The sequence below is a fragment of the Aureimonas ureilytica DSM 18598 = NBRC 106430 genome (assembly GCF_000382705.1).
Taxonomy (GTDB): domain Bacteria; phylum Pseudomonadota; class Alphaproteobacteria; order Rhizobiales; family Rhizobiaceae; genus Aureimonas; species Aureimonas ureilytica.
This window is the reverse complement of record NZ_ARQE01000003.1, coordinates 143744-164245: the sequence shown is the minus strand read 5'-3', so window position 1 is coordinate 164245 and position 20502 is coordinate 143744. Positions and strand designations below refer to the sequence as shown.

At 69.0% G+C, this 20502-nt stretch carries 18 protein-coding genes and 2 pseudogenes; 9 read left to right on the top strand and 11 right to left on the bottom strand.

From position 1 onward, the window contains the following. Window positions 1-202 precede the first annotated feature (202 nt). Window positions 203-379, top strand: a complete 177-nt coding sequence (locus tag B146_RS28950) for a hypothetical protein (protein WP_019995910.1) — start codon at window positions 203-205, stop codon at window positions 377-379. Between the two features lie 82 nt (window positions 380-461). Here B146_RS28950 and B146_RS0108015 read toward each other — a convergent pair whose 3' ends face one another. The 3 genes from B146_RS0108015 to B146_RS0108005 all read right to left on the bottom strand — a co-directional run bounded on the left by B146_RS0108015 (window position 462) and on the right by B146_RS0108005 (window position 3637). After that, window positions 462-2072, bottom strand: coding sequence for a tripartite tricarboxylate transporter permease (locus tag B146_RS0108015; protein WP_026358443.1), 1611 nt, complete (start codon window positions 2070-2072; stop codon window positions 462-464). Between the two features lie 129 nt (window positions 2073-2201). After that, window positions 2202-2681 (bottom strand): tripartite tricarboxylate transporter TctB family protein, encoded by a 480-nt coding sequence (locus B146_RS0108010; protein ID WP_019995908.1) that lies wholly within the window; start codon window positions 2679-2681, stop codon window positions 2202-2204. Then, window positions 2681-3637: a Bug family tripartite tricarboxylate transporter substrate binding protein gene (locus tag B146_RS0108005; protein WP_026358442.1), complete on the bottom strand. Its 957-nt coding sequence runs from the start codon at window positions 3635-3637 to the stop codon at window positions 2681-2683. The genes B146_RS0108010 and B146_RS0108005 overlap by 1 nt, the downstream gene beginning before the upstream one ends. Window positions 3638-4027: 390 nt before the next feature. On the opposite strand from B146_RS0108005, the gene B146_RS0108000 reads away from it, so the two are divergent. Then, the gene (locus B146_RS0108000; RefSeq protein ID WP_019995906.1) at window positions 4028-4327 is read left to right on the top strand and encodes a hypothetical protein; all 300 of its coding nucleotides are present in this window, start codon (window positions 4028-4030) and stop codon (window positions 4325-4327) included. Beyond that, complete coding sequence (locus tag B146_RS28280; protein ID WP_081630939.1) at window positions 4327-4788, top strand: hypothetical protein; 462 nt, start codon at window positions 4327-4329, stop codon at window positions 4786-4788. Before B146_RS0108000 ends, B146_RS28280 begins: the two co-directional genes overlap by 1 nt. 14 nt (window positions 4789-4802) lie before the next feature. Here the strand turns inward: B146_RS28280 and B146_RS0107990 are convergent, their stop codons facing one another. Further along, complete coding sequence (locus B146_RS0107990) at window positions 4803-7298, bottom strand: sensor histidine kinase (protein WP_019995905.1); 2496 nt, start codon at window positions 7296-7298, stop codon at window positions 4803-4805. Next, the gene (locus tag B146_RS25415; RefSeq protein WP_019995904.1) at window positions 7298-8005 is read right to left on the bottom strand and encodes a response regulator transcription factor; all 708 of its coding nucleotides are present in this window, start codon (window positions 8003-8005) and stop codon (window positions 7298-7300) included. Before B146_RS25415 ends, B146_RS0107990 begins: the two co-directional genes overlap by 1 nt. Window positions 8006-8207: 202 nt before the next feature. Here B146_RS25415 and B146_RS0107980 point away from each other — a divergent pair, with 202 nt between their 5' ends. From B146_RS0107980 to B146_RS0107970, 3 genes are all read left to right on the top strand, one after another. Beyond that, entirely contained in the window at window positions 8208-9539 is a 1332-nt protein-coding gene (locus B146_RS0107980) for an NAD(P)H-dependent oxidoreductase (protein ID WP_019995903.1), read from the top strand. A gap of 69 nt (window positions 9540-9608) precedes the next feature. Beyond that, window positions 9609-10175, top strand: a complete 567-nt coding sequence (locus tag B146_RS0107975) for a helix-turn-helix domain-containing protein (RefSeq protein ID WP_019995902.1) — start codon at window positions 9609-9611, stop codon at window positions 10173-10175. Window positions 10176-10179: 4 nt separating this feature from the next. After that, window positions 10180-10737 carry a GNAT family N-acetyltransferase gene (locus tag B146_RS0107970; RefSeq protein WP_019995901.1) on the top strand — a complete coding sequence of 186 codons (558 nt, stop codon included), beginning with the start codon at window positions 10180-10182 and terminating at the stop codon, window positions 10735-10737. A gap of 172 nt (window positions 10738-10909) precedes the next feature. On the opposite strand, the pseudogene B146_RS0107965 reads toward B146_RS0107970, so the two are convergent. The 5 genes and pseudogenes from B146_RS0107965 to exbB all read right to left on the bottom strand — a co-directional run. Further along, a pseudogene (locus B146_RS0107965) lies at window positions 10910-11419 on the bottom strand (methyl-accepting chemotaxis protein); the annotation flags it as partial. A gap of 75 nt (window positions 11420-11494) precedes the next feature. Beyond that, window positions 11495-11908 (bottom strand): annotated as a pseudogene (locus B146_RS30065) (PAS domain-containing protein); the annotation flags it as partial. 194 nt (window positions 11909-12102) lie between these two features. Next, on the bottom strand, window positions 12103-13020 hold the full coding sequence (locus tag B146_RS25410) for a cell envelope integrity protein TolA (RefSeq protein WP_019995899.1): 918 nt from the start codon (window positions 13018-13020) through the stop codon (window positions 12103-12105). Further along, window positions 13017-13490 (bottom strand): TonB system transport protein ExbD, encoded by a 474-nt coding sequence (exbD, locus tag B146_RS0107955; RefSeq protein ID WP_019995898.1) that lies wholly within the window; start codon window positions 13488-13490, stop codon window positions 13017-13019. The genes B146_RS25410 and exbD overlap by 4 nt, the downstream gene beginning before the upstream one ends. Before the next feature lie 7 nt (window positions 13491-13497). Next, window positions 13498-14622 carry a tonB-system energizer ExbB gene (gene exbB, locus B146_RS0107950; protein WP_019995897.1) on the bottom strand — a complete coding sequence of 375 codons (1125 nt, stop codon included), beginning with the start codon at window positions 14620-14622 and terminating at the stop codon, window positions 13498-13500. Between the two features lie 284 nt (window positions 14623-14906). Here exbB and tkt point away from each other — a divergent pair, with 284 nt between their 5' ends. The 3 genes from tkt (at window position 14907) to B146_RS0107935 (ending at window position 19041) form a co-directional block, all read left to right on the top strand. Next, a complete protein-coding gene (gene tkt, locus B146_RS0107945; protein ID WP_019995896.1) occupies window positions 14907-16997 on the top strand; it encodes a transketolase in 2091 nt (696 codons plus the stop codon). 118 nt (window positions 16998-17115) lie between these two features. Beyond that, complete coding sequence (gene gnd / locus B146_RS0107940) at window positions 17116-18093, top strand: phosphogluconate dehydrogenase (NAD(+)-dependent, decarboxylating) (RefSeq protein ID WP_019995895.1); 978 nt, start codon at window positions 17116-17118, stop codon at window positions 18091-18093. 123 nt (window positions 18094-18216) lie between these two features. After that, on the top strand, window positions 18217-19041 hold the full coding sequence (locus B146_RS0107935; protein WP_040408398.1) for a Cof-type HAD-IIB family hydrolase: 825 nt from the start codon (window positions 18217-18219) through the stop codon (window positions 19039-19041). Window positions 19042-19090: 49 nt separating this feature from the next. Here B146_RS0107935 and B146_RS0107930 read toward each other — a convergent pair whose 3' ends face one another. Further along, entirely contained in the window at window positions 19091-20470 is a 1380-nt protein-coding gene (locus tag B146_RS0107930; RefSeq protein WP_019995893.1) for a dicarboxylate/amino acid:cation symporter, read from the bottom strand. Window positions 20471-20502: the final 32 nt, after the last annotated feature.

Sequence of the window (20502 nt, the reverse complement as noted above, 5' to 3'; positions counted from 1 at the left end):
TGTCGAAGGACCTACATCGTGCTCACCACGCGGAGAAGCATGGCTTGAAGCAAGATCGGCGTGGAAACGCAGCGAATTCAAACGATTTGATCCAACGTGCCCGCCAGGTCTCTCATTTCTGCATGGCTCCCTCGCCTTGGCGCCTCTTCTAAGCGCGAGGCGAAACGCCCATCTTCATCTCAACAGATCGAGGAGAAGAGTGATGAGCCAGATGTCCCGCATGCGCCAGTTCGGTAGCCAGATCCGCAGCTTCACCAACACGGTCAGCGGTGCGGTCGCCTGCGCCGCCGCCGCCGAGGCCGGCAAGCGCCCGAGCCGCGCGGCGCTCCAGTCCGTCGGCATCGACCCGGAAGCCTTCTACGGCATCAAGCGCGGCTGAACGGCCTCACACCTTCCCGAAATGAAAAAGGGCAGCCCCTCGCAGGGCTGCCCTTTTTGCATGGCTTCCATGTGGGAAGCGATCAATCCTCGTCGGAGGCCATCGCCGCCAGGAGCTTGCCCCGGCCCCGCGCGCGCAGGATCATCGGCACCACCAGCGCCAGAACCGCGAGGGTCAGGAGCGTCACGGCCAGAACCGAGTGCACGAGGACGCTCGGGTCACCCTGGCTGATCGCCAGCGCGCGGCGCAGCTGCTGCTCGGCCATGGGCCCGAGGATCAGGCCGACCACGACCGGCGCGATCGGATAGCCGAAGCGGCGCAGCATGTAGCCCATCAGGCCGAACAGGAGCAGCATCCCGAGTTCCACCGCCGACGGGTTGGCGCCGATGCAGCCGAGCGTCGCGAAGACGAGGATGCCCGCATAGAGCCAGGGACGGGGGATGGTGAGGAGCCGCACCCAGAGGCCGATCAGCGGCAGGTTGAGCACCACCAGCATCAGGTTGGCGATCAGAAGGCTGGCGACGAGGCCCCAGACGATCTGGGGGGAGGTGATGAAGAGAAGCGGGCCGGGCTGGAGCCCGAACTGCTGGAAGGCGGCGAGCATGATCGCGGCCGTGGCCGAGGTCGGCAGGCCAAGGGTCAGCAGCGGCACCAGCGTGCCGGCGGCGGACGCATTGTTGGCCGCTTCCGGACCCGCGACGCCTTCGATCGCGCCCTGGCCGAACTCTTCGGGATGCTTGGTGAGGTTCTTCTCCATGGAATAGGAGAGGAACGTGCCGATCTCCGCGCCGCCCGCCGGCATGGCGCCGATCGGGAAGCCGACCGCCGTGCCGCGCAGCCAGGGCTTCCAGGAGCGCTTCCAGTCTTCCTTCGTCATCCAGAGCGAGCCCTTCACGGCCTCGATCGTGTCGGGCGTGCGGCTGGCGGCGGCCGCGACGACCAGCGCCTCGCCGATGGCGAAGAGCGCGACGGCCAGCGTCGTCACCTCGATGCCGTCGAGGAGATTGGCCGAGATGCCGCCGAAGAGCGAGGACAGGCTTTCCCAGAGCGAATGGAGCGGCGCGGCCGGGTCGGCGGCCAGTTCGCGGAAATACTTGGCGACCGGGGTCAGCGTCAGGCGCGCCTGTCCGGTCTGGAGATCGATGCCGACGAGGCCGAGCGTCAGGCCGAGCGCGAGGCTGGTGAGGCCACGCAGCGCCGAGTCGCCGAAGGCCGCCGACACGGTGACGAAGGCCAGGATCATCAGAGCGAAATATTCCGCCGGGCCGAAGGAGAGCGCGAAGGAGACGATGATCGGCGCGAGGAAGGCGAGACCCAGCGTCGCGATCAGGCCGGCGACGAAGGAGCCGATGGCGGCCGTCGCCAGCGCGGGGCCGCCGCGCCCCTTGCGGGCCATCTTGTTGCCTTCGAGCGCCGTGATGATCGAGGCGCTTTCGCCCGGCGTGTTCAGGAGGATCGAGGTGGTCGATCCGCCATACATGCCGCCATAGTAGATGCCCGCGAACATGATCAGCGAGCCGGCCGCGTCGAGCTGGTAGGTGACGGGCAGAAGCAGCGCGACGGTCAGCGCCGGGCCGATGCCGGGCAGGACGCCGACCGCGGTTCCCAGCGTCACGCCGATCAGCGCGTAGAGAAGATTCATGGGCTGGGCGGCCGTCAGAAGGCCTTGTCCCAGAAGCGCGAATGTATCCATCGGCAGAACCAATGCGAAAAAGGAACGAGCCGCCCGAGGCGGGCGAAGGCGAAGCGGGGCGATGGCCTTCGCGCGGGGAAGGCGAGCCCTTCGGCGCGTCGAACCCCCATCGGGGGTCGGCTCACGCCGTCAGAAGAACAGGCGTTCCAGCGGTCCGGCCGGCAGCGACAGGCGCAGGACCTGCGAGAACAGGACCCAGATCGCGAAGCTGATCAGAATGCCGAGCGGTATCGAGACGTAGAGCCGGCGCTTGCCGAAGGCGCGCGCGGTGGCCGCGAAGAGAAGGCCCGTCGCGATCGAGAAGCCGGCCGTGTTCAGGAGCAGGAGCTGCGCGGCGAGGCCGCCGACGATCCAGACGATTGGTCCAGTTTCGTCATGGTCGCGCTCGGGAAACTGGCCCCGCCACGCTTCGATCACGGTCCAGACCGACAGCGCCAGCAGAACTGCCGCGATCACGTAGGGAAAGGTCGCCGGTCCGATGCGCGCATAGGAGCCACCGCCGATGCCGCGCGCGTCGAGCCCGACCAGAAGGCCGAGAATGCCGAGCGCGACGCCGATGGCAAGCGCCGCCCAATCGGGGCGGCGCGCGGTTTGCGTGGAGACGCTCATTACTGGACGAGACCGATCGCCGTCAGCACCTTCTTGGTGTCGGCGATGTTCTTGGCGAGTTCGGTCTGGAAGGCGTCACCGGCCAGGAACGTGTTGGTCCAGTTGTTGCGCTGGAGCACCGCCTGCCATTCCGGAGTGGCGACCATCTTCTCGAGATTGGCGATCAGCGCGGCCTTCTGCTCGGCCGTGATGCCCGGCGCGCCGGCGACCATGCGCCAGTTCTGCAGGGCCATGTCGATGCCCGCTTCCTTCAGCGTCGGCGCTTCCGAGCCCGTCACGCGCTTTTCGCCGGTGGTGGCGAGAAGGCGCAGCGTTCCGGCCTTCACCTGGGCTTCGAACTCGCCATAGCCCGAAATGCCGGCCGCGACCTGCTGGCCGAGAATGGCCGCCAGCGCCTCGCCGCCGCCCGAGAAGGCGATGTAGTTGATGGCCTTGGGGTCGGCGCCGACGGCCTGGGCGAGGAGGCCGGCCGCGATGTGGTCGGTGCCGCCGGCCGAGCCGCCGGCGATGGCGACCGCGCCCGGGTTCTCCTTCATCGCCGCGGCGAGATCGGCGATCGTCTTGTAGGGCGAGGAGGCCGGCACCACGATGGCCTCGTCCTCACCCGTCAGACGGGCGAGCGGCGTCACGTCGTCGAGGCTGACCGGAGAATTGTTGGTGAGGATCGCGCCCACCATGACATAGCCGCCGACGAGCAACGCGTCCGGGTTGCCGGCCTTGGAGGCCGTGAACTGGGCGAGGCCGATCGTGCCGCCGGCGCCCGGAACGTTGACCACCTGCACGTTGCGGGCGAGCTTGGAATCCTGAAGCGTGGCCTGCATGGCGCGGGCCGTCTGGTCCCAGCCGCCGCCCGGCGAGGCCGGCGCCATGATCTCGTAGGCCGGGGCGCTCTGCGCCAGGGCCGAAGTGGAGGCGAGGGCGAGGGCGACGAAAGCGCCGACGATCAAGGACTTCATGCTGGGTTCCTCCCGAAAGCGAAAATAGGCCGAAAGCGACAAGGCGGCCTGCGACGAGGCCGATGCTTCTTGGGCCGGGGCGTGACACGACACGCTTCGCGGGGGGATAGAAAAACGGAACGGATCGCGGGACGGTCTGCCGGCGTGTCCCTCCAGACACCGCGCGGACGGGCGCACGCGCGCTCCGCCAACTCTCCCAAAGATGCGCCTCAAGCCTCCCCGGCCATCCCCAGCAGACTAGACCGGACGACCTGTCAAAAACCTGTCAGGAGGCCGCCGCCTTGAGAAATCGTTCATCTTTGATCCGTGGCAGCGCAGCATGAACCTTGCGCTCGCCGGGGTTGGAATGCATAGGGAAAGCACAATCCTAGAAGAAGGCGCCGCGCCGCCATGCCCGCAAACAGCCGTGCCGATGACCTTCGGAGCGCCATCGTTGAACTCGTGGAAGCTGAACTCGGCTCCGCCGGTATCGAGAGTATCGACGTGATCGAGACCGAAGACCACGATGGCGACCCTGCGCTTCTCGTCGAGATCCACTATTCGGGCGATGACTCGGCGTTCGATCCCAAGCGCGCGTCCACGCTCGTGACCAAGCTGAATGATCGTCTGTTCGAGTTGGGCGAGAAGCGCTTTGCCTATGTCGAATACGGCGCCTCGGACGCAGACGTGGCATCGTCGCCGGCCTTCTGATGAGTGACGATTTGCTGGGAACCGCGCGGCGATTGGCGAAGGCAAGTCCCAAGAAGCCTCGTCAGGCCGATCTCAAACGCTCGATCAGCACAGCGTATTACGCTCTGTTCCATGCCGTAGCGCGCGATTGCGCTGATCGACTAGTCGGGACTGGCCAAAATCGCGCCGATAAAGCTTGGCGCCAAACCTATCGGGCGCTCAATCACGGCGAGGCGAAGACGGCTTGTGCGCAACTTCGCAATCTTGGGTTCCCGCCCGACCTCACCCAAGTCGGCGACGCCTTCAGGACGCTGCAGGAACAGCGGCACAAAGCGGATTACGATCCTTTCCACCGCGTTAATCGAGCGACCGCTCTGACTGCAATCCAATTGGCCGAAACGGCGATCAGCAATCTGCGAGCGGCCGGCTCGAAGGACCGGATTGCGTTCGCTATTCAACTCTTACTGAAACAGCGCCCCTGACGCATGTTTCCCTTTCAGTGCGGCGAGACGATTTCGCGCCAGGTGGCGAGGAAGCGTTCGCGCCGCTGCCGATCGAGGCCGACGAGAAGCGAGGGGCTGAAGCGGATGGGCTGCACCGCGCCCTGGCCGAGGGCGGCGATGCGCTCCGCCGTCCAGCGCCCGTCGCCGCCGAGCAGGGCGCCGAGCGCGGCGGGGCCCGCCAGCACCGCCTGACCGGCGGGAGAGAGCGTGAAGTCGATGAAGGCTTCGGCGAGATCGGGCCGGGGCGCGCCCTCCGGGATCAGGAAGGAGCGCGAGAAGACGAGCACGTAGTCGTCCGGCACGATGATGCCGATCGGCGCTCCGGCGTCCTGCCGCGCGAAGGCGTAGGAGCCGATGATGTTGTAGCCGATGGCGAGCTCCCCGGTGACGAGCCGGTCGAGGATCGCGGGGCTGGAGGCGGTGAGCTGCACGTCGATGCGGCCGAAGGCGGCGGCCAGACGCCAGAAATAGGAGGAGATGGCCTGATCCTGCGTCGCCAGGAGATAGCCGACGCCGCTGCGCGCCACGTCGTAGGTGCCCACGCGCCCCGTGAAGCGCCGGGCCTCGCGCTCCAGAAGCTCGGCGAGCTGAAGATGCGTGCGCGGCGCTTCGGCCTCGGACACGAGATTGCGGTTGTAGACGATCACGGCGGGCTCGAAGCTGAAGCCGAAGACCTCCGAGCGCCAGCGCGCCCAGTCCGGAATGCTGGCGAGCCGCTCGGGCGCATAGGCGCGCGCCAGTCCCTCGTTGACGAACTTCACCTGAAGGTCGGAGGCAGAGCTGACCACGAGATCGGGCGCGGCGGCGCCGGGCCGGACGAGCCGGTCGTAGACGGCGCGGGTCTCGTCTTCCTCGTAGATGACGGCGACGTCCGGCCGCTCGCGCTGGAAGGCGCGGATGAGATGGGAGAAGAGGCCGGTGTCCGTCGCGCCGGCAATCCGGAGGGTGGCCGCCGCCGGCTGCCGGCGCGCGGCGAACTCGGCCGCGGCCCGCGCGCGGCGGGGGAGGGCGAGCGTCGCCGCCGTCAGCGCCAGCCCCGACAGGACGTGGCGACGCCCGAGCGCCTGTCCCTGCTTCGGCGGCGCGCCGGTGGGAAGGCGCAAGTGCACGTCGAGCCCGCCGCCCGGCCGGTCCAGAAGCCGAACCTCGCCTCCCTGCGCCTCTGCGACGCGCGCGACGATCGCTAGCCCCAGGCCCGATCCGCCCCGGTCGCGCCGCGTGCCCGTTTCGCCGCGCCGGAAGCGGCCGAAGACGAGCGGCTTCTCGTGGTCGGGAATGCCAGGCCCCCGGTCCATGACGCGAAGAACGAGCGCGTCGTCGCCCCGCTCGACGCGGATGTCCACGTCCTCGTCGCTGTAGCGCAGCGCATTGTCCACGAGATTGCGGATCGCCTCGCGCAGCACCACGCGGTCGACGCTGAGCTCGGCCTCCGCCGCGTCCGGCGCGATGGCGAGATGCACCCGCTCCGACAGGTCGGGGCTGAGGCGGCGCACGACTTCCTGCGCGAGCGGCGCGACGGGGGTCGGCTCCGGCTGGTTTTCGAGGCGATGCGTCACGGTCGCGTCCATCAGAAGCTGCGAAACGAGCTGGCTCGCCTGCACCGCGCCCTCGTGGATGCGCTCGACATCGCGGCGCAGCGCCGCCGGGTCGCGCTCGGCCAGCGCCAGCTCGGCCTGGGCGCGCAGCGAGGCCAAGGGCGTGCGGACCTCGTGCGCGGCTTCCGCCACCAGCGCTTCCAGCCGCTCGCGCGCGAGCTTCAGCCGGGCGGTGAAGCCGTTCAGGGCGCCGACGAGCTGCGCGGTTTCGAGGGGGGCGGGCAGATCGACCGGCGAGAGATCGTCCGGCGAGCGCCCGCGCAGATGCCGCTCCAGCGTCAGAAGCGGGGCGAAGACCCGGCCGATGCCGACCCACAGAAGCAGCAGCGCCAGAAGCGTCATCAGGAGAACGGGCAGAATGGCGTTGTTGAGGATTTCGCGCGCCAGAGCGTTGCGCTCGCCCCGCGTTTCGGCGACGCGGATCGTCACCCAGCCCGTGCCCTCGGCGGTGGAGACGAGCCGCCCGACGCTCGCGACCCGCACCGGCTCGTCGCGATATGGCTTGTCGGCAAAGACCGGATCGCTCGCGCTGGCGGGCGGCAGTCCGGCGGACAGATCGGTTTCGCCCGTGACATTCTCGCCGAGCGGCGATTCCACGGCGTAGAAGATGCGGTCCTCGCCCGAAAACATGGCGAAGGAGGCGAGCGGCAGTTCCACGGTGACGCGGCCGTTCTCGAGCTGCACCGCGCCCGCGATGGTCAGCGCCGAAGCGCCGAGCAGCCGGTCGAAGGCGCGGTCGGAGGAGCGCTCGGCATAGTCGCGAATGAAGAAGACGAGCCCGACGGCGGCCAGGAGCAGCAGCGCGCCGGCAAAGACCAGAATGCGGCGGCGGATCGAGACGGGCCGGCGGGCTCGGTCGGCCGGCCGCGCGGCGGGCGGCGCGGGCGCGTCCATCAGGCGTTTTTCCGGTCCTCGGCCGGTTTGGCCGGACCGGAATCGTTGATGCGCGCGACATAGCCGGCGCCCCGCACGGTGGCGATCTCGACGGAGGCGCCCTCCAGCTTGCGGCGCAGGCGCGAGACGTAGAGCTCCAGGGCGTTGGTGGAGACCATTTCGTCATAGGAGAAGAGCTGCGCCATGAGCTGCTCCTTCTGCACGACGACGCCCGGCTTCGACAGGAGGATTTCCAGAAGACGGAACTCGCGCCGGCCGAGATCCACCGCCCGCCCGCCAACGGTCACGAGATGGCCGGCCATGTCCATCTCGACATCGCCGACGCGCGCGACGCTCGTGGTCTGCCCGGCCGGGCGGCGCAGAAGCGCGCGCAGCCGCGCTTCCAGTTCGCGCAGGTCGAAGGGCTTCACGAGATAGTCGTCGGCGCCCTGATCGAGAAGGCTGATCTTGTCGTCGATCTCGGCCCGCGCGGTGACGACGAGGACGGGAACGGTGGAGCGCCCGCGCCTGAGTTCGGCGATCACGGACAATCCGTCGCGCCCCGGCAGATTCAGGTCGAGAATGACGGCGTCGAAGGGCTCGATCTGGAAGGCCTCCAGCGCGTCCTCGCCCGAGCGCACCCATTCCACGGAATGGCCGGCATTGCGCAGATGCCGGTTGACCGCGTCGCCAAGGCCCTCATTGTCTTCCACCAGAAGCATGCGCATGGCGAGGGGTGCCTGTCCGATCCCTGTGACGTCGGTGTGAGCATAGGGAGCGCCCGGCGCTTTGCAAACGGGCGCGCGTCCCCCTTGCCGCAGGGTGCGATGCGCCGCTTGCGCGCAAGGAGGTTGATCCCGAACGGCAAGACCCCTTATCCCCGCCCGAGGCCGCGTCGCTCGGACGGGCAGGGATGAGAAGGAATCGGCCATGGACCGGATCGCGCGGGTGGGCCTTGCGGCCGAACTTCTGGCCTATGCGGACGAGCGGGGCCCGGTCACGGTGGGTCTGGCCGGCGCCGGCCAGATGGGCACCGATCTCATGGTGCAGCTTCTCCTGATGCCGGGCGTCCGGCTCGGCGCGGTGTCCACCTCCAAGGCCGACCGGGCGCGCGAGACCTTGCGCTTTGCCGGCTACGAAGACGGCGCGGGGCGCTCGGCCGACACGCCCGCCGCTGTGGATGCCGCGATCGAGGCCGGCGCGGTCGCGATCGTCGAGGATTTCCGCACCTTCTGCGCGGCGGGGCGGATCGACGTCGTGATCGACGCGACGGGCAGCCCGAGCGCGGGCACGCGCATCGCGCTCGACGCCTTTCGCAACGGCAAGCATGTCGTCATGCTGAATGTCGAGGCCGACATCACGATCGGCCGCTATCTCAAGGCCGAGGCCAAGCGCGCGGGCGTCGTCTATACGGGCGCGGCCGGCGACGAGCCGCAATCCACGATCGAGCTGATCGGCCTCGCCCAGTCGCTCGGGCTCGACATCGTCTGCGCCGGCAAGGGCAAGAACAACGCGCTCGATTTTTCCGCCGTGCCCGAAGATTACGAAGCCGAGGCGATCCGGCGCAACATGAACGCCCGGATGCTGGTGGAGTTCGTGGACGGCTCCAAGACCATGGTGGAAATGACCGCCATCGCCAATGCGACGGGCCTCAAACCCGACGTGCCGGGGATGCACGGGCCGGACGCCTCGTCCGAGCGCCTTGCGCAGGTTCTCTGCTCCAAGGAGGACGGCGGCATTCTCTCGCGGCCCGGCTGTGTCGATTACACGATCGGCAAGGGCGTCGCGCCCGGCGTCTTCTGCATCGTGAAGCCCAAGCACCCGCGCGTTCTGGAGCGCATCGCCGATCTCAAGGTCGGCCCCGGCCCGTGCTTTGCGCTCTACCGCCCCTTCCACCTCACCTCGATCGAGGTGCCGCTGTCGGCGATCCATGCGGTGATGCGCGGCGCGCCGCATCTGGAGCCGCTCGACCATCCGGTCGGCGAATGCATCGCGGTCGCCAAGCGCGATCTCGCTCCCGGCGACACGCTCGGGCGCATCGGCGAAACCCAGTATCGCGGCTTCGCCATGACCTGGGAGGACGCCCGCGCCGCCGGCGGCCTGCCGCTGGGGCTCGCCGAGGGCGGCGTGGTGACGCAGGCCATCAAGGCCGGCGAGAAGCTGACCTATGCCAACTGCACGCCCGATGCCTCGCTGGAAGTGACGCAAATCCGGCGGCTCTTGGACGAGGCGGATGCGCGGTTCGTGGGCGCCGCGGCGTAAGCCACAAGCCGCCCCTCGCCAAGATCCGACCCCCTAGCCACTGATCCAGTCGTCTTGTAAAAGAGACGAATGGATCATTTGGTGGACGATTCGGAGCGCCGGCTGGCGCAGCATATTCGCGCCGAGCGCGAGGCGCGGAACTGGTCGCTGGCGGATCTCGCTGAGCGCTCGGACGTGTCCAAGGCCGCGATCAGCAAGATCGAGCGCGGCGAGGTCAGCCCGACGGCCGGCGTCCTGGTTCGGCTGGCCGAGGCCTTCGGCCTGACCCTTGCCGGCCTCCTCGTGCGCGCGGAAGGCGACGAGAAGCGCTTGCAGCGCGCGGGCGAGGAAGCCTGGTGGACCGACCCGGAAACCGGCTATCGCCGCCGACAGGCCTTCGCCCGCTCCTGGCACCCGGTCGAAATCGTGGATGTGGAACTGCCGCCCGGCGGGCGCGTCGTGCTGCCCGCCTCGTCCTATGCGCGCATCCGGCAGGTGGTTCGCGTCGTGGAAGGGCATCTGCGCCTGCACGAGGGCGGCGACCTGTTCGACCTCGGCCCTGGCGATTGCCTCGGCTTCGGCGCGCCCGGTGAGGTCATCTTTTCCAACGAGACCGACCGATCCTGCTTCTACTGCGTCGCCCTCACACGGAGCTGAACCCATGTCCGACTGGTGCATCCGTCCCATTGCCGCGACGCCCGCCGCGCTCGACGATCTCGCCTCGCTTCTGGTGGAAACGGTGGCGAGCGGCGGTTCGGTCAGCTTCCTCCATCCGCTGGCGTTCGAGGAGGCACGCGACTTCTGGACGGGCTCGCTGGAAGCGGCCGGGCGCGGCGAGCGCGTGGTCCTCGGCGCGTTCGAGGGGGAGCGGATCGTCGGGACGGTCACGCTGTTCCTCGGCTTTCCGCCGAACCAGCCGCATCGCGCCGAGATCGGCAAGCTCATGACCCGCCTGTCGCATCGCGGGCAGGGCATCGCCAGCGCGCTTATGGCGGCGGCCGAGACCTTGGCGTGCGAACGCGGCAAGAGCCATCTCGTGCTCGACACGGCCGAAGAGGAGGGCGCGGCCTCGCTCTACGAGCGGCTCGGCTTCGAGCGCGCCGGCCTGATCCCGCATTTCGCCTTCACGCCCCACGGCCGGATGTCCAGCACGATCCTGTTCTGGAAGCGGATCGCACCGCTTCCCGGTTCGCCGGCCCGCGCCAGCGCGCGTCGGTGATCGGCCTGCCGGGCCGGGCCGGTTCGGCAAGGGCGTGGCCATGGGCGGAAGCGCCCCCCGTGTCTCGTCACGGTCCGCGCGACGCGCGCCAGGGGCGTGACTATGGGCGCGGTCAGGCGGCCTGTCGGATCCGCGGACGCCCATCGCCGGGCCGGGTCACCGGTGAGCCGCCGTTCAACTTGTGAAGCGCCTCGTTGATCTGCTGTGCGCCGATATTCTGCTCACCGCAGGCGGACGAGATCTCGCGCACCAGCTCTGTGGTCTTGTCGATGTCGGGCATCAGATCCGCGAGCATCCGGCTGGCCTGTTCCGAGAGCTTGAGGGTTGTCGACGACAGGGTTCCGATATCGGTCGCGGCGACCTGCGATCGCTCCGCCAGCTTCCGCACCTCCGAGGCAACCACGGCGAAACCCTTGCCGTGCTGACCGGCGCGGGCGGCCTCGATGGCCGCGTTGAGGGCGAGAAGATCCGTCTGGCGCGCGATTTCCTGGATGATCCGGATCTTCTCGGCGATGATCCGGATCGAGCCGACCGCTTCGTTCACGGATTGGCGGGTCTGTTCGGCATTGCGTGAGGCATGGGCGGCCACCTTCTCCGTTCGGACCGCGTTGTCGGCATTCTGCGCGATGTTGGCCGCCATTTCCTCCATGGCCGAGGAGGCGGCGCTGGTGGCCAGCGTCTGCGCGTTGCGGAACGCCTCGAGTTCCATCAGCAGGCATTTCTCGTCGTGGAGGTCGCGAAGCGCGCCGCCCAGGCGAAGAACCTTGCCGGCCGCATCGCGCAAGGCGCCGCCGGTGGAGCTGAACCAACGATACGAACCGTCGCCGACGCGCAGCCGGAACGTCATGGTGAGACGAGCCTCGCCGGTCCGATCCGCGACGAATGCGCCGAGATCCGCAAAGGAACGTTCGGCGTCGTCGGGATGGATACTGTTCGTCCAGGAGGCCATACTGTTCGGAAACTCGGCTTCCGTGCGGTAGCCGAGCATTCGCCGCAGGTCCGAAGAGTAGCGCCATTGGCTGTTCGGGTCGGCGGGATCGCCTTCGGCGACTTTCACGTCCCAAAGCCCGATCCCGCCCTGCTCTTCGAGCAGGTGCAGCCGTTGTGCGTTGGATTCGATTTGTTCCGCATCGCTGACAAGGGTGCTTTTGGAGCGGCTTCGACCGAACATGAAAAACCTCTTTGAGCAGGTTTTATTCCATACCCGGCAAACAATTAAGTTGTCGTTTCACGCGGCTCGGCGGCTCGGCGGTCGGTATCGACCCGTATGGTCGCAAGTGAGAACGGAGCGATGTCTCCTCGCCAAATCCTGGCGCGCGAAAGCGAGCTCCGTCTTCTTTGTGTGTGGACGCGCTCCAGATCAGCTCAACGCTTGTAGGCGAGCGGCAAGGTCACGGATTTGCTGGCACCGGATGGCGGAGACGCGAACGGACTGGCGCGGCGCACGACGTCGAGCGCGGCCTGATCCAGAACCGGATTGCCGGACGAGCGCGCCACGCGGATGCCTGACGCCGTGCCCGATGGTCCGACCGTGAAGGACACCGTCACCGTACCCACTCCACCGCCGCGGGGCGTGCGCGTGAAGCGCATGACGCGCGCTCGAACCTGCGATTGCCAACGCGCCTCTTCCGAGGCGGAGGCCTGAGTCGCCCCTTGCGTCGATTGCGCGCTGGACGCCTGCGAGGCGCGGGAAGGGGGCGGCGCGGCGCGTTGCTGGCGCTGCGGCCGGGGTTTGGCCTCTTCGCGCGGACGCTCGCGGCGCGGGCGCTCCACCTTGCGCTCCGGCGGCTTTTCGGCGACGCGCGGGCGCGGCGGCGGCGTCGGGCGCGGCAGCGGCACGGGCGCATTCAAGGCCGCTTCCGGCGGCGCCTCCATCTTCGGCAGGTCCGGCACGGGCTCGGGCTCCACCACCGGCTCGGGCTCGGGCGGCGGCGGTTCGGGCAGAGCGGGCTCGGGCGGGAGCGGCGCCGGTTCGGGCGGCAAGGGGGCCGGTTCGGGGTCGGGTGCAGGTTCCGGCTCGGGCGGGGTTTCGGCGAGGGGCTCTTCGGTCGGCGGCGCCTCGGCGGCCGGCGCGCTTGGCGGCGGCGCGGGCGGGGCGAGGTCGATCAGGACGGCGGCTTCCGGCGTGCCCAAGGGCGGCGCGGGCGGCGGCGGAGGCATCTGCGAGACATAGAAGGCCGCGCTTGCATGAAAGGCGACGACGGCAAGCGCCGCCGCGCCCCAGCGCAGGGCACCGAGGCCCGATCCCTCGCGCTCGCCTCCCTGGATGTGAAGAAGCGTCATGGCTGCGTGGCGGGGGCCGTTGGGGCGGGTGCGGGCGTGGAGGTGGGCGCGGGCGCCGATTCCAGCCCGACCAGGGCGATCTTCAGATAGCCGGCCGAGCGCAGGAGGTTCATGACCTCCATCAGATCGCCATAGGCGACCGTCTCGTCGGCGCGCAGGAAGATGCGCTCGTCGCGCTTGGCGCCGGTCTTGGCGTCGAGCGCGGCCTGCAGCGCGCCGCGCTCCACCGGCTGTTCGCCCATCACGAGGTTCAGATCGTCCGAAACGGTGAGAAACAGCGGCTCGGTCGGTCGCTCCTGCGGCTGGGCGTTTGAGACCGGCAGGTCCACCGGCACGTCGACGGTGGAAAGCGGCGCCGCCACCATGAAGATGATCAGGAGAACCAGAACGACGTCGATGAAGGGCGTGACGTTGATGTCGGCGACTTCGCCGGTCTCGTCGTCGTCACCGCTGCGAAGGCTGACACCCATCTTCGCCTCACTCCGCCGCGACGCGCGCGGGGCCGCGCAGGACGGCGCCCGACTTGGCGCGGTCGAGATCGCGCGAGAGGTGCTGGAGAACGCCGGCCGAGGCATCCGCCAGAACCGCCTTGTAGCCGGCGATGGCGCGGGCGAAGACATTGTAGATGATGACGGCGGGAATGGCCGCGACCAGGCCGATCGCGGTGGCGAGAAGTGCCTCGGCGATGCCGGGCGCCACGACTGCGAGATTGGTCGTGTTGGCCTTGGAGATGCCGATGAAGGAATTCATGATGCCCCAGACCGTGCCGAACAGGCCGACAAAGGGCGCCGTGGAGCCGATCGTCGCCAGAAGCCCGGTGCCGCGCGCCATGCGCCGGCCGGCCCGCGCCTCGATGCGCTGAAGCGCGGTCGCGACGCGCTCCTTGACGCCCTCGGCCGGCAGGCCGCTGGAGCGCTCTCGCTCGGCGACGGCCGTGCGCACCATGTTGGCGACCGGGCCGCGCCGCCAGCCGGCGCCCTCCAGCCCGTCCGCCCCCGGCAGGCCGCTTGCCTCGCCGAGCCGCCGGACACCCGACTGCGCCCGGCGCCGCGCGCCCGCGAGCTCCAGAACCTTGGCGAGCCAGATCGTCCAGGTAACGACCGAGGCGAAGGCAAGACCCGCCATCACCGCCTTCACGACGATGTCGGCCGCCATGAACATGCCCCATGGCGACAGGTCGTGCGCGGGCGCTTCGCTGGCTGGCGCTTCGCTGGCCGGCGCGTCGCGATCGCCGGCGAAGGCGGGCAGGGTGGTTCCGCTGGCAGTGGCCGTGTCGGGCGCGGGCTGTGAAGCGGGGCTCGGCGTCGCGGCGGACGCGGCGGGCTCTGCCGCTGGCGCGGGCGTGCTCGGGGCGGCCGGAGCCGGCGTGGTGGACGCGGCAGGCGCCGTCGGCGCTGCGGCCGGCGCTGGCGCGGGGGACACGGCGGGCGCCGCCGGCGCGGCGGTCGTGGCTGCGGGCGCGCTCGGCGCGGGCACCGCGCCGCCGTCCTGCGCGAGGGCCGGCGCGGCGAGGAGGAGCGAGGCCAGAAGCGCTGCCGAAACGCGGCTGTGCCGCGCCGCGCCCTTGGCGCTCCGCGCGGCTGTGTTTCGAAGTCCGGTCATGGCGGGCCTTCCAATGCGGGACGCCGGCTTCGATCGGGTGGGAGGCCCCGTCGGCGGCGTGCGTCAATACATGATAAGTTATGTCATGTTTTCCATAGGCCAGGGATTGTGTCGTCGGCAAGTCCCTTTCTGAGCATGGATTTTCCTGTCCCCGCCCATCGACTCGCGGCGCGTGCGCCCCATCTCCGGGCTCGAGTTTCCGGTCGGCCGCAGCCTCCGCCCCTTTCGGGTCCTGCCCCCGTCCGCCTCCAAGCGTTTCGTCCCAACGACGAAGGATTTCGCCCATGAGCGCCCTCGAAAAGACCCAAGCCCACCCGAGCGACGGCTTCCCGCAACAGGTGATCGACACGATCCGAACCCTGTCGATGGATGCCGTGCTGAAGGCCCATTCCGGCCATGTGGGCGCGCCGCTGGGTCTCGCGCCGACCGCCTACACGCTGTGGTCGGAGTTCATGCGCTACGACCCGGCCGCGCCCGACTGGCCCAATCGCGACCGCTTCGTCCTGTCGGTCGGCCATGGCTCCATGCTGCTCTATTCGGTGCTGCATCTGGCCGGCGTCGAGGAGATCGACGCCGATGGAAAGAAGACCGGCCAGCCGGCCGTGTCGCTGGAGGACATCGAGCAGTTCCGCCAGCTCTCCTCCAAGACGCCGGGCCACCCGGAATATCGGATGACCACGGGCGTCGAGACGACCACCGGCCCGCTCGGCCAGGGCTGCGGCAATTCGGTCGGCATGGCGATCGCCGAGCGCTGGCTGGCCGCGCGCTACAACAAGCCGGAGGCCACGCTCTTCGACCATGACGTCTTCGTCCTGTGCGGCGACGGCGACATGATGGAGGGCGTGTCGTCCGAGGCCGCCTCCATGGCGGGCCATCTGAAGCTCTCGAATCTCTGCTGGATCTACGACAACAACCGCGTGTCGATCGAGGGCTTCACCGATCTCGCCTTCTCCGAGGACGTCGCCGAGCGCTTCCGCGCCTATGGCTGGAAGACGCTCCATGTCGCCGACGGCAACGATCTCGCCGCGATCCGCCGGGCGGTCGAGGAGTTTCGCGCCACCGACGACCGGCCGACCCTCATCGTGGTGGACACGGTGATCGGCTACGGCCTGCAGAAGCAGCAGGGCACGGCGTCGGCCCATGGCGAGGCCTTCGACGCCGAGGACGTGAAGGGCGCCAAGCGCTTCTATGGCTGGCCGGAAAACGAAAGCTTCCTGGTGCCGGACGGCGTTCTCGACGGGTTCCGCTCGGCGATCGCTGAGCGCGGCCGGCCGCTGCGCGAGAAGTGGGAAGCCGATTTCGCCCGCTACCGGCAGGCCCATCCCGACCTCGCGCGGCAGATCGACGCAATGCGCGCCGGCCGTCTGGTGGAGGGCTGGGACGCGGCGATCCCGAGCTTCGAGCCGGATGCCAAGGGCATGGCCTCGCGCGATGCCGGCGGCAAGGTGCTGAACGCCATCGCCGAGAACGTACCCTATCTGATCGGCGGCTCGGCCGACCTCGCCCCCTCCAACAAGACCAAGCTCGGCTTCGAGGGCGCGGGCTCCTTCGGGGGCGACGCCTATGGCGGGCGCAACCTGCATTTCGGCATTCGCGAACACGCGATGGGCTCGATCGCCAACGGCATGGCGCTGTCCTATGTGCGCCCCTACGCCTCCACCTTCCTCGTCTTCTCCGATTATATGCGCGCGCCCGTGCGCCTGTCGGCGATCATGGAGATCCCGGTGGTCTGGGTCTTCACGCATGATTCCATCGGCGTCGGCGAGGACGGGCCGACGCATCAGCCGATCGAGCATCTGGCGAGCCTTCGCGCCATTCCCGGCCTCAACACGATCCGCCCCTGCGACGCCAACGAGACGGCGGAAGCCTGGCGCATCGCCATGGAGCAGACGCACGAGCCGACCGCGCTCGTCCTGTCGCGCCAGCCCCTGCCGACGCTCGACCGCTCGAAATATGCCGCCGCCTCCGGGCTCAAGCGCGGCGGCTACGTGCTGGCCGGCGATCCCGGCGAGACGCCGGACGTGATCCTGATCGGCACCGGCTCGGAAATCGCACTCTGCCTTGCAGCCTACGAGACCTTGAGCGGCGAGGGCGTGAAGGCCCGCGTCGTGTCGCTGCCCTCCTGGGAACTCTACGAGAAGCAGGACCAGAGCTATCGCGACAGCGTCCTGCCGCCCGACGTCATGGCGCGGGTCGTCGTGGAGCAGGGCGCGTCGATCGGATGGGATCGCTATGTCGGCGCCAAGGGCGCCAAGGTCACGATGTCCACCTTCGGCGCCTCGGCCCCGCTCGCCAAGCTTCAGGAGAAGTTCGGCTTCACGCGCGAGGCCGTGGTCGCCAAGGCCAGGGAGCAGATCGCCGCCCGCAAGGGCTGACGGCGCTCTTCGTCCGGCCCCGGGGGACAACCTCGGGCCGGGCCGTTTCGCGACGGGTTCGGCCGAAGGGGAGGGCGGCCGGGCCTTCTTGTTTTCCCCAATTCTCGAAGAGACACCCATGCAGATCGCGATCATCGGCCTTGGCCGAATGGGCGGCAACATCGCCCGACGCCTGATGAAGCACGGCCACGAGGCCTTCGTGTTCGACCGCAATGCCGAGGCCGTCTCGGCGCTGGAAACCGAGGGCGCCAAGGGCGCCGCCTCGCTGGAGGCGCTGGCCGGGCAGTTTTCCGGCCGCCGCGTCTTCTGGGTCATGCTGCCGGCCGGCGAGCCGACCGAGGCCACGATCCGCGACCTCACCCCGCTCTGCCGCGAGGGCGACGTCATCATCGACGGCGGCAATACGTTCTACAAGGACGACATCCGCCGCGCGGCGGAGCTGGCCCCCCATGGCATCCACTATGTCGATGTCGGCACGTCCGGCGGCGTCTGGGGCCTGGAGCGCGGCTATTGCATGATGATCGGCGGGCCGGTGGACACGGTGCGCGATCTCGACGCGATCTTCGACGCGCTGGCGCCGGGCTATGGCGACATCGAGCGCACGCGCGGCCGCGACGCGCCGGACGACCGCGCCGAGCGCGGCTATATCCATGCCGGCCCGGCGGGCGCGGGCCATTTCGTCAAGATGGTCCACAACGGCATCGAATACGGCTTGATGCAGGCCTATGCCGAGGGCTTCGACATCCTGAAGTCGAAGAATTCCGAGAACCTGCCCGAGAACGAGCGCTTCGATCTGAACCTGCCCGATATCGCGGAAGTCTGGCGGCGCGGCTCGGTCATCTCGTCCTGGCTGCTCGATCTCACCGCCATCGCGCTGGCGGGCGACCAGAACCTGTCGCGCTTTTCCGGCAATGTCGCCGATTCCGGCGAAGGGCGCTGGACGCTGGAAGCCGCGATGGAAGAGGCCGTGCCGGTCAACGTGCTCTCGGCCGCGCTCTATGCCCGCTATCGCTCGCGCCAGGACGCGACCTTCGGCGACAAGATGCTGTCCGCCATGCGCTTCGGCTTCGGCGGCCATGTCGAGATTCCGCAATAAGCGATAATGGAGGCGGCGGGCCTTCCGGCTTGCCCAACCGCCAAGCCATCGGGGCGCGGCTTCGGCTGGACGGGGTCCAGCGCCGCGCCCTTCGTTCGTTCTGCCTTTCCAGAGGGTCCCATCGTGCTCGATCCCAAGCTCGCCGCCTCCATTCGCCTCGTCGTGTCGGATATCGACGGAACGCTGGTGCGCAACGACAAGAGCCTGTCGGAGCGCACGATCGAGGTGGTTCGGCGCGCGCGGGACGCGGGCATCGCCTTCACGCTGATCAGCGCCCGGCCGCCGAGCGGCCTCGGCGCGCTCATCGACCAGCTCTCGCTCGCCGGCCCGGTCGGCGCCTTCAACGGCGGCACCCTGTTCGAGCCGGGCGGGCGGATCGTCGAGGCGCATCGGCTCGAACCTCACGACGCGCGCCGCGCCGTCGCGATGCTGGACGAGGCGGGAATTCCGGTCTGGTTCTTCGCCGACGGCCTGTGGATCGCGCGCGACGAGACCTCGCCGCACACGGACTTAGAGCGCCGCGCGGCGCGCCTGGAGCCGACGCTGACGGAGGATTTCGAGCGCTGGTTCGAGCGCGCCGACAAGGTGGTCGGCGTCAGCGACGATCACGCCGCCGTCGCGCGGATGGAGCGCGAGATCGGAGCAGTGCTCGGACCCAGCGCCAATGTCGTGCGCTCGCAGCCCTATTTTCTCGATGTGACCACCGCCGTCGCCAACAAGGGGGCGGGCGTCGAGGCGCTGGCGCGCGCCTTCGGCGTTCCGCTGGAGGCGACGGCCGCGATCGGCGACATGCCGAACGACGTGCCGATGTTCGCCCATGCCGGCCTGTCGGTCGCCATGGGACAGGCGCCCGAAGAGGTGCGCGCCAAGGCGCGGCATGTCGCGGACACGAATGAGGCGGACGGGGTCGCTCAGTTTCTGGAGCAGCTGATCGCCGCCCGGTCCTGACGGCATTCGCGAAAAAGGGCGCCCGAGGCGCCCTTCTTCGCTGGTACGGTCATTCCGCCGGCACGGCTCGCGTATCGGGGGCCGTGTCCAGCGTGTCGATGTCGCCGATGCGGTTATAGGCGACCTCGTCCAGCAGACCCTGCCGCTTGGCGACGAGCGTCGGCACCAGAGCCTGGCCCGCAACGTTCACCGCCGTGCGCCCCATGTCGAGGATCGGGTCGATGGCGAGGAGAAGTCCGACGCCTTCCAGCGGCAGGCCGAGGGTCGAGAGCGTCAGCGTCAGCATCACTGTCGCGCCGGTCAGGCCTGCCGTCGCCGCCGAGCCGATCACGGCCACGAAGACGATCAGCACATATTCCGTCAGGCCGAGCGACAGGCCGAAGAACTGCGCGACGAAGATCGCGGAGATCGCCGGGTAGATCGAGGCGCAACCGTCCATCTTGGTGGTGGCGCCGAGCGGCACGGCAAAGCTCGCATATTCGCGCGGCACGCCGAGACCCCGTTCCGTGACGCGTTCGGTGATCGGCAGCGTGCCAATCGAGGAGCGCGAGACGAAGGCGAACTGAATGGCCGGCCAGGCGCTCTGGAAGAAGCGCAGCGGGTTGAGGCCGTGGGCCAAGAGAAGTGCCGGGTACACGGCGAGAAGCACCAGCGCGAGACCGATATAGATGGCGACCGCATAAGTGCCGAGCTGCGCCAGCGTCGTCCAGCCATAGACCGCCACCGCATTGCCAAGAAGGCCGACGGTCGCAATCGGCGTGAGCCGGATGATCCACCAGAGGACCTTGTGGACGATCTTCAGGAAGGCGCGGTTGAAGGCGAGGAAGGGCTCGGCCGCATCGCCCACCTTCAAGGCGGCGATGCCGATGGCGATCGAGATCACCAGGATCTGCAGGACGTTGAACGAGAGGCTGGTCGTGGCGCCGCTTTCCTTCAGGCTGGTGGAGGCCTGAAGACCGAGAATGTTGGAGGGGATGAGCCCGGTCAGGAAATCGAGCCAGGATCCCGAGCGCGACGGCGCGGCTGCTGCGGCCTGCGTGACCGAGGTGTTGAGGCCCGGCTGAAGCAGGAGGCCGAGGGCGATGCCGATCAGCACCGCGATCAGCGCCGTCACGGCGAACCAGAGCAACGTCTGCCAGACGAGGCGCGCGGCGTTGTTGAGTTCGCGCAGGTTCGCGATCGAGGCCACGATCGCCGTGAAGATCAGAACCGGGACCACGGTGCGCAGGAGCGACACGAAGCTGGAGCCGATCGTGGAAAGGGTCTGCACCAGCCAGTTCGGCCCGCCCGAAGGCGAGGGGCCCATGTCGCGCGCGACGAGGCCGAGCCCGAGGCCGACCAGGAGCGCCACGAGAACCTGAAAGCCGAACGAGGCGTAGAAGGGCCGGCGCGCGCTCGGGCGGGCCGGGGACGGGGCGGGACTTGGCATGACGGCATTCCTGATCGACGGCCGAAAGGAGA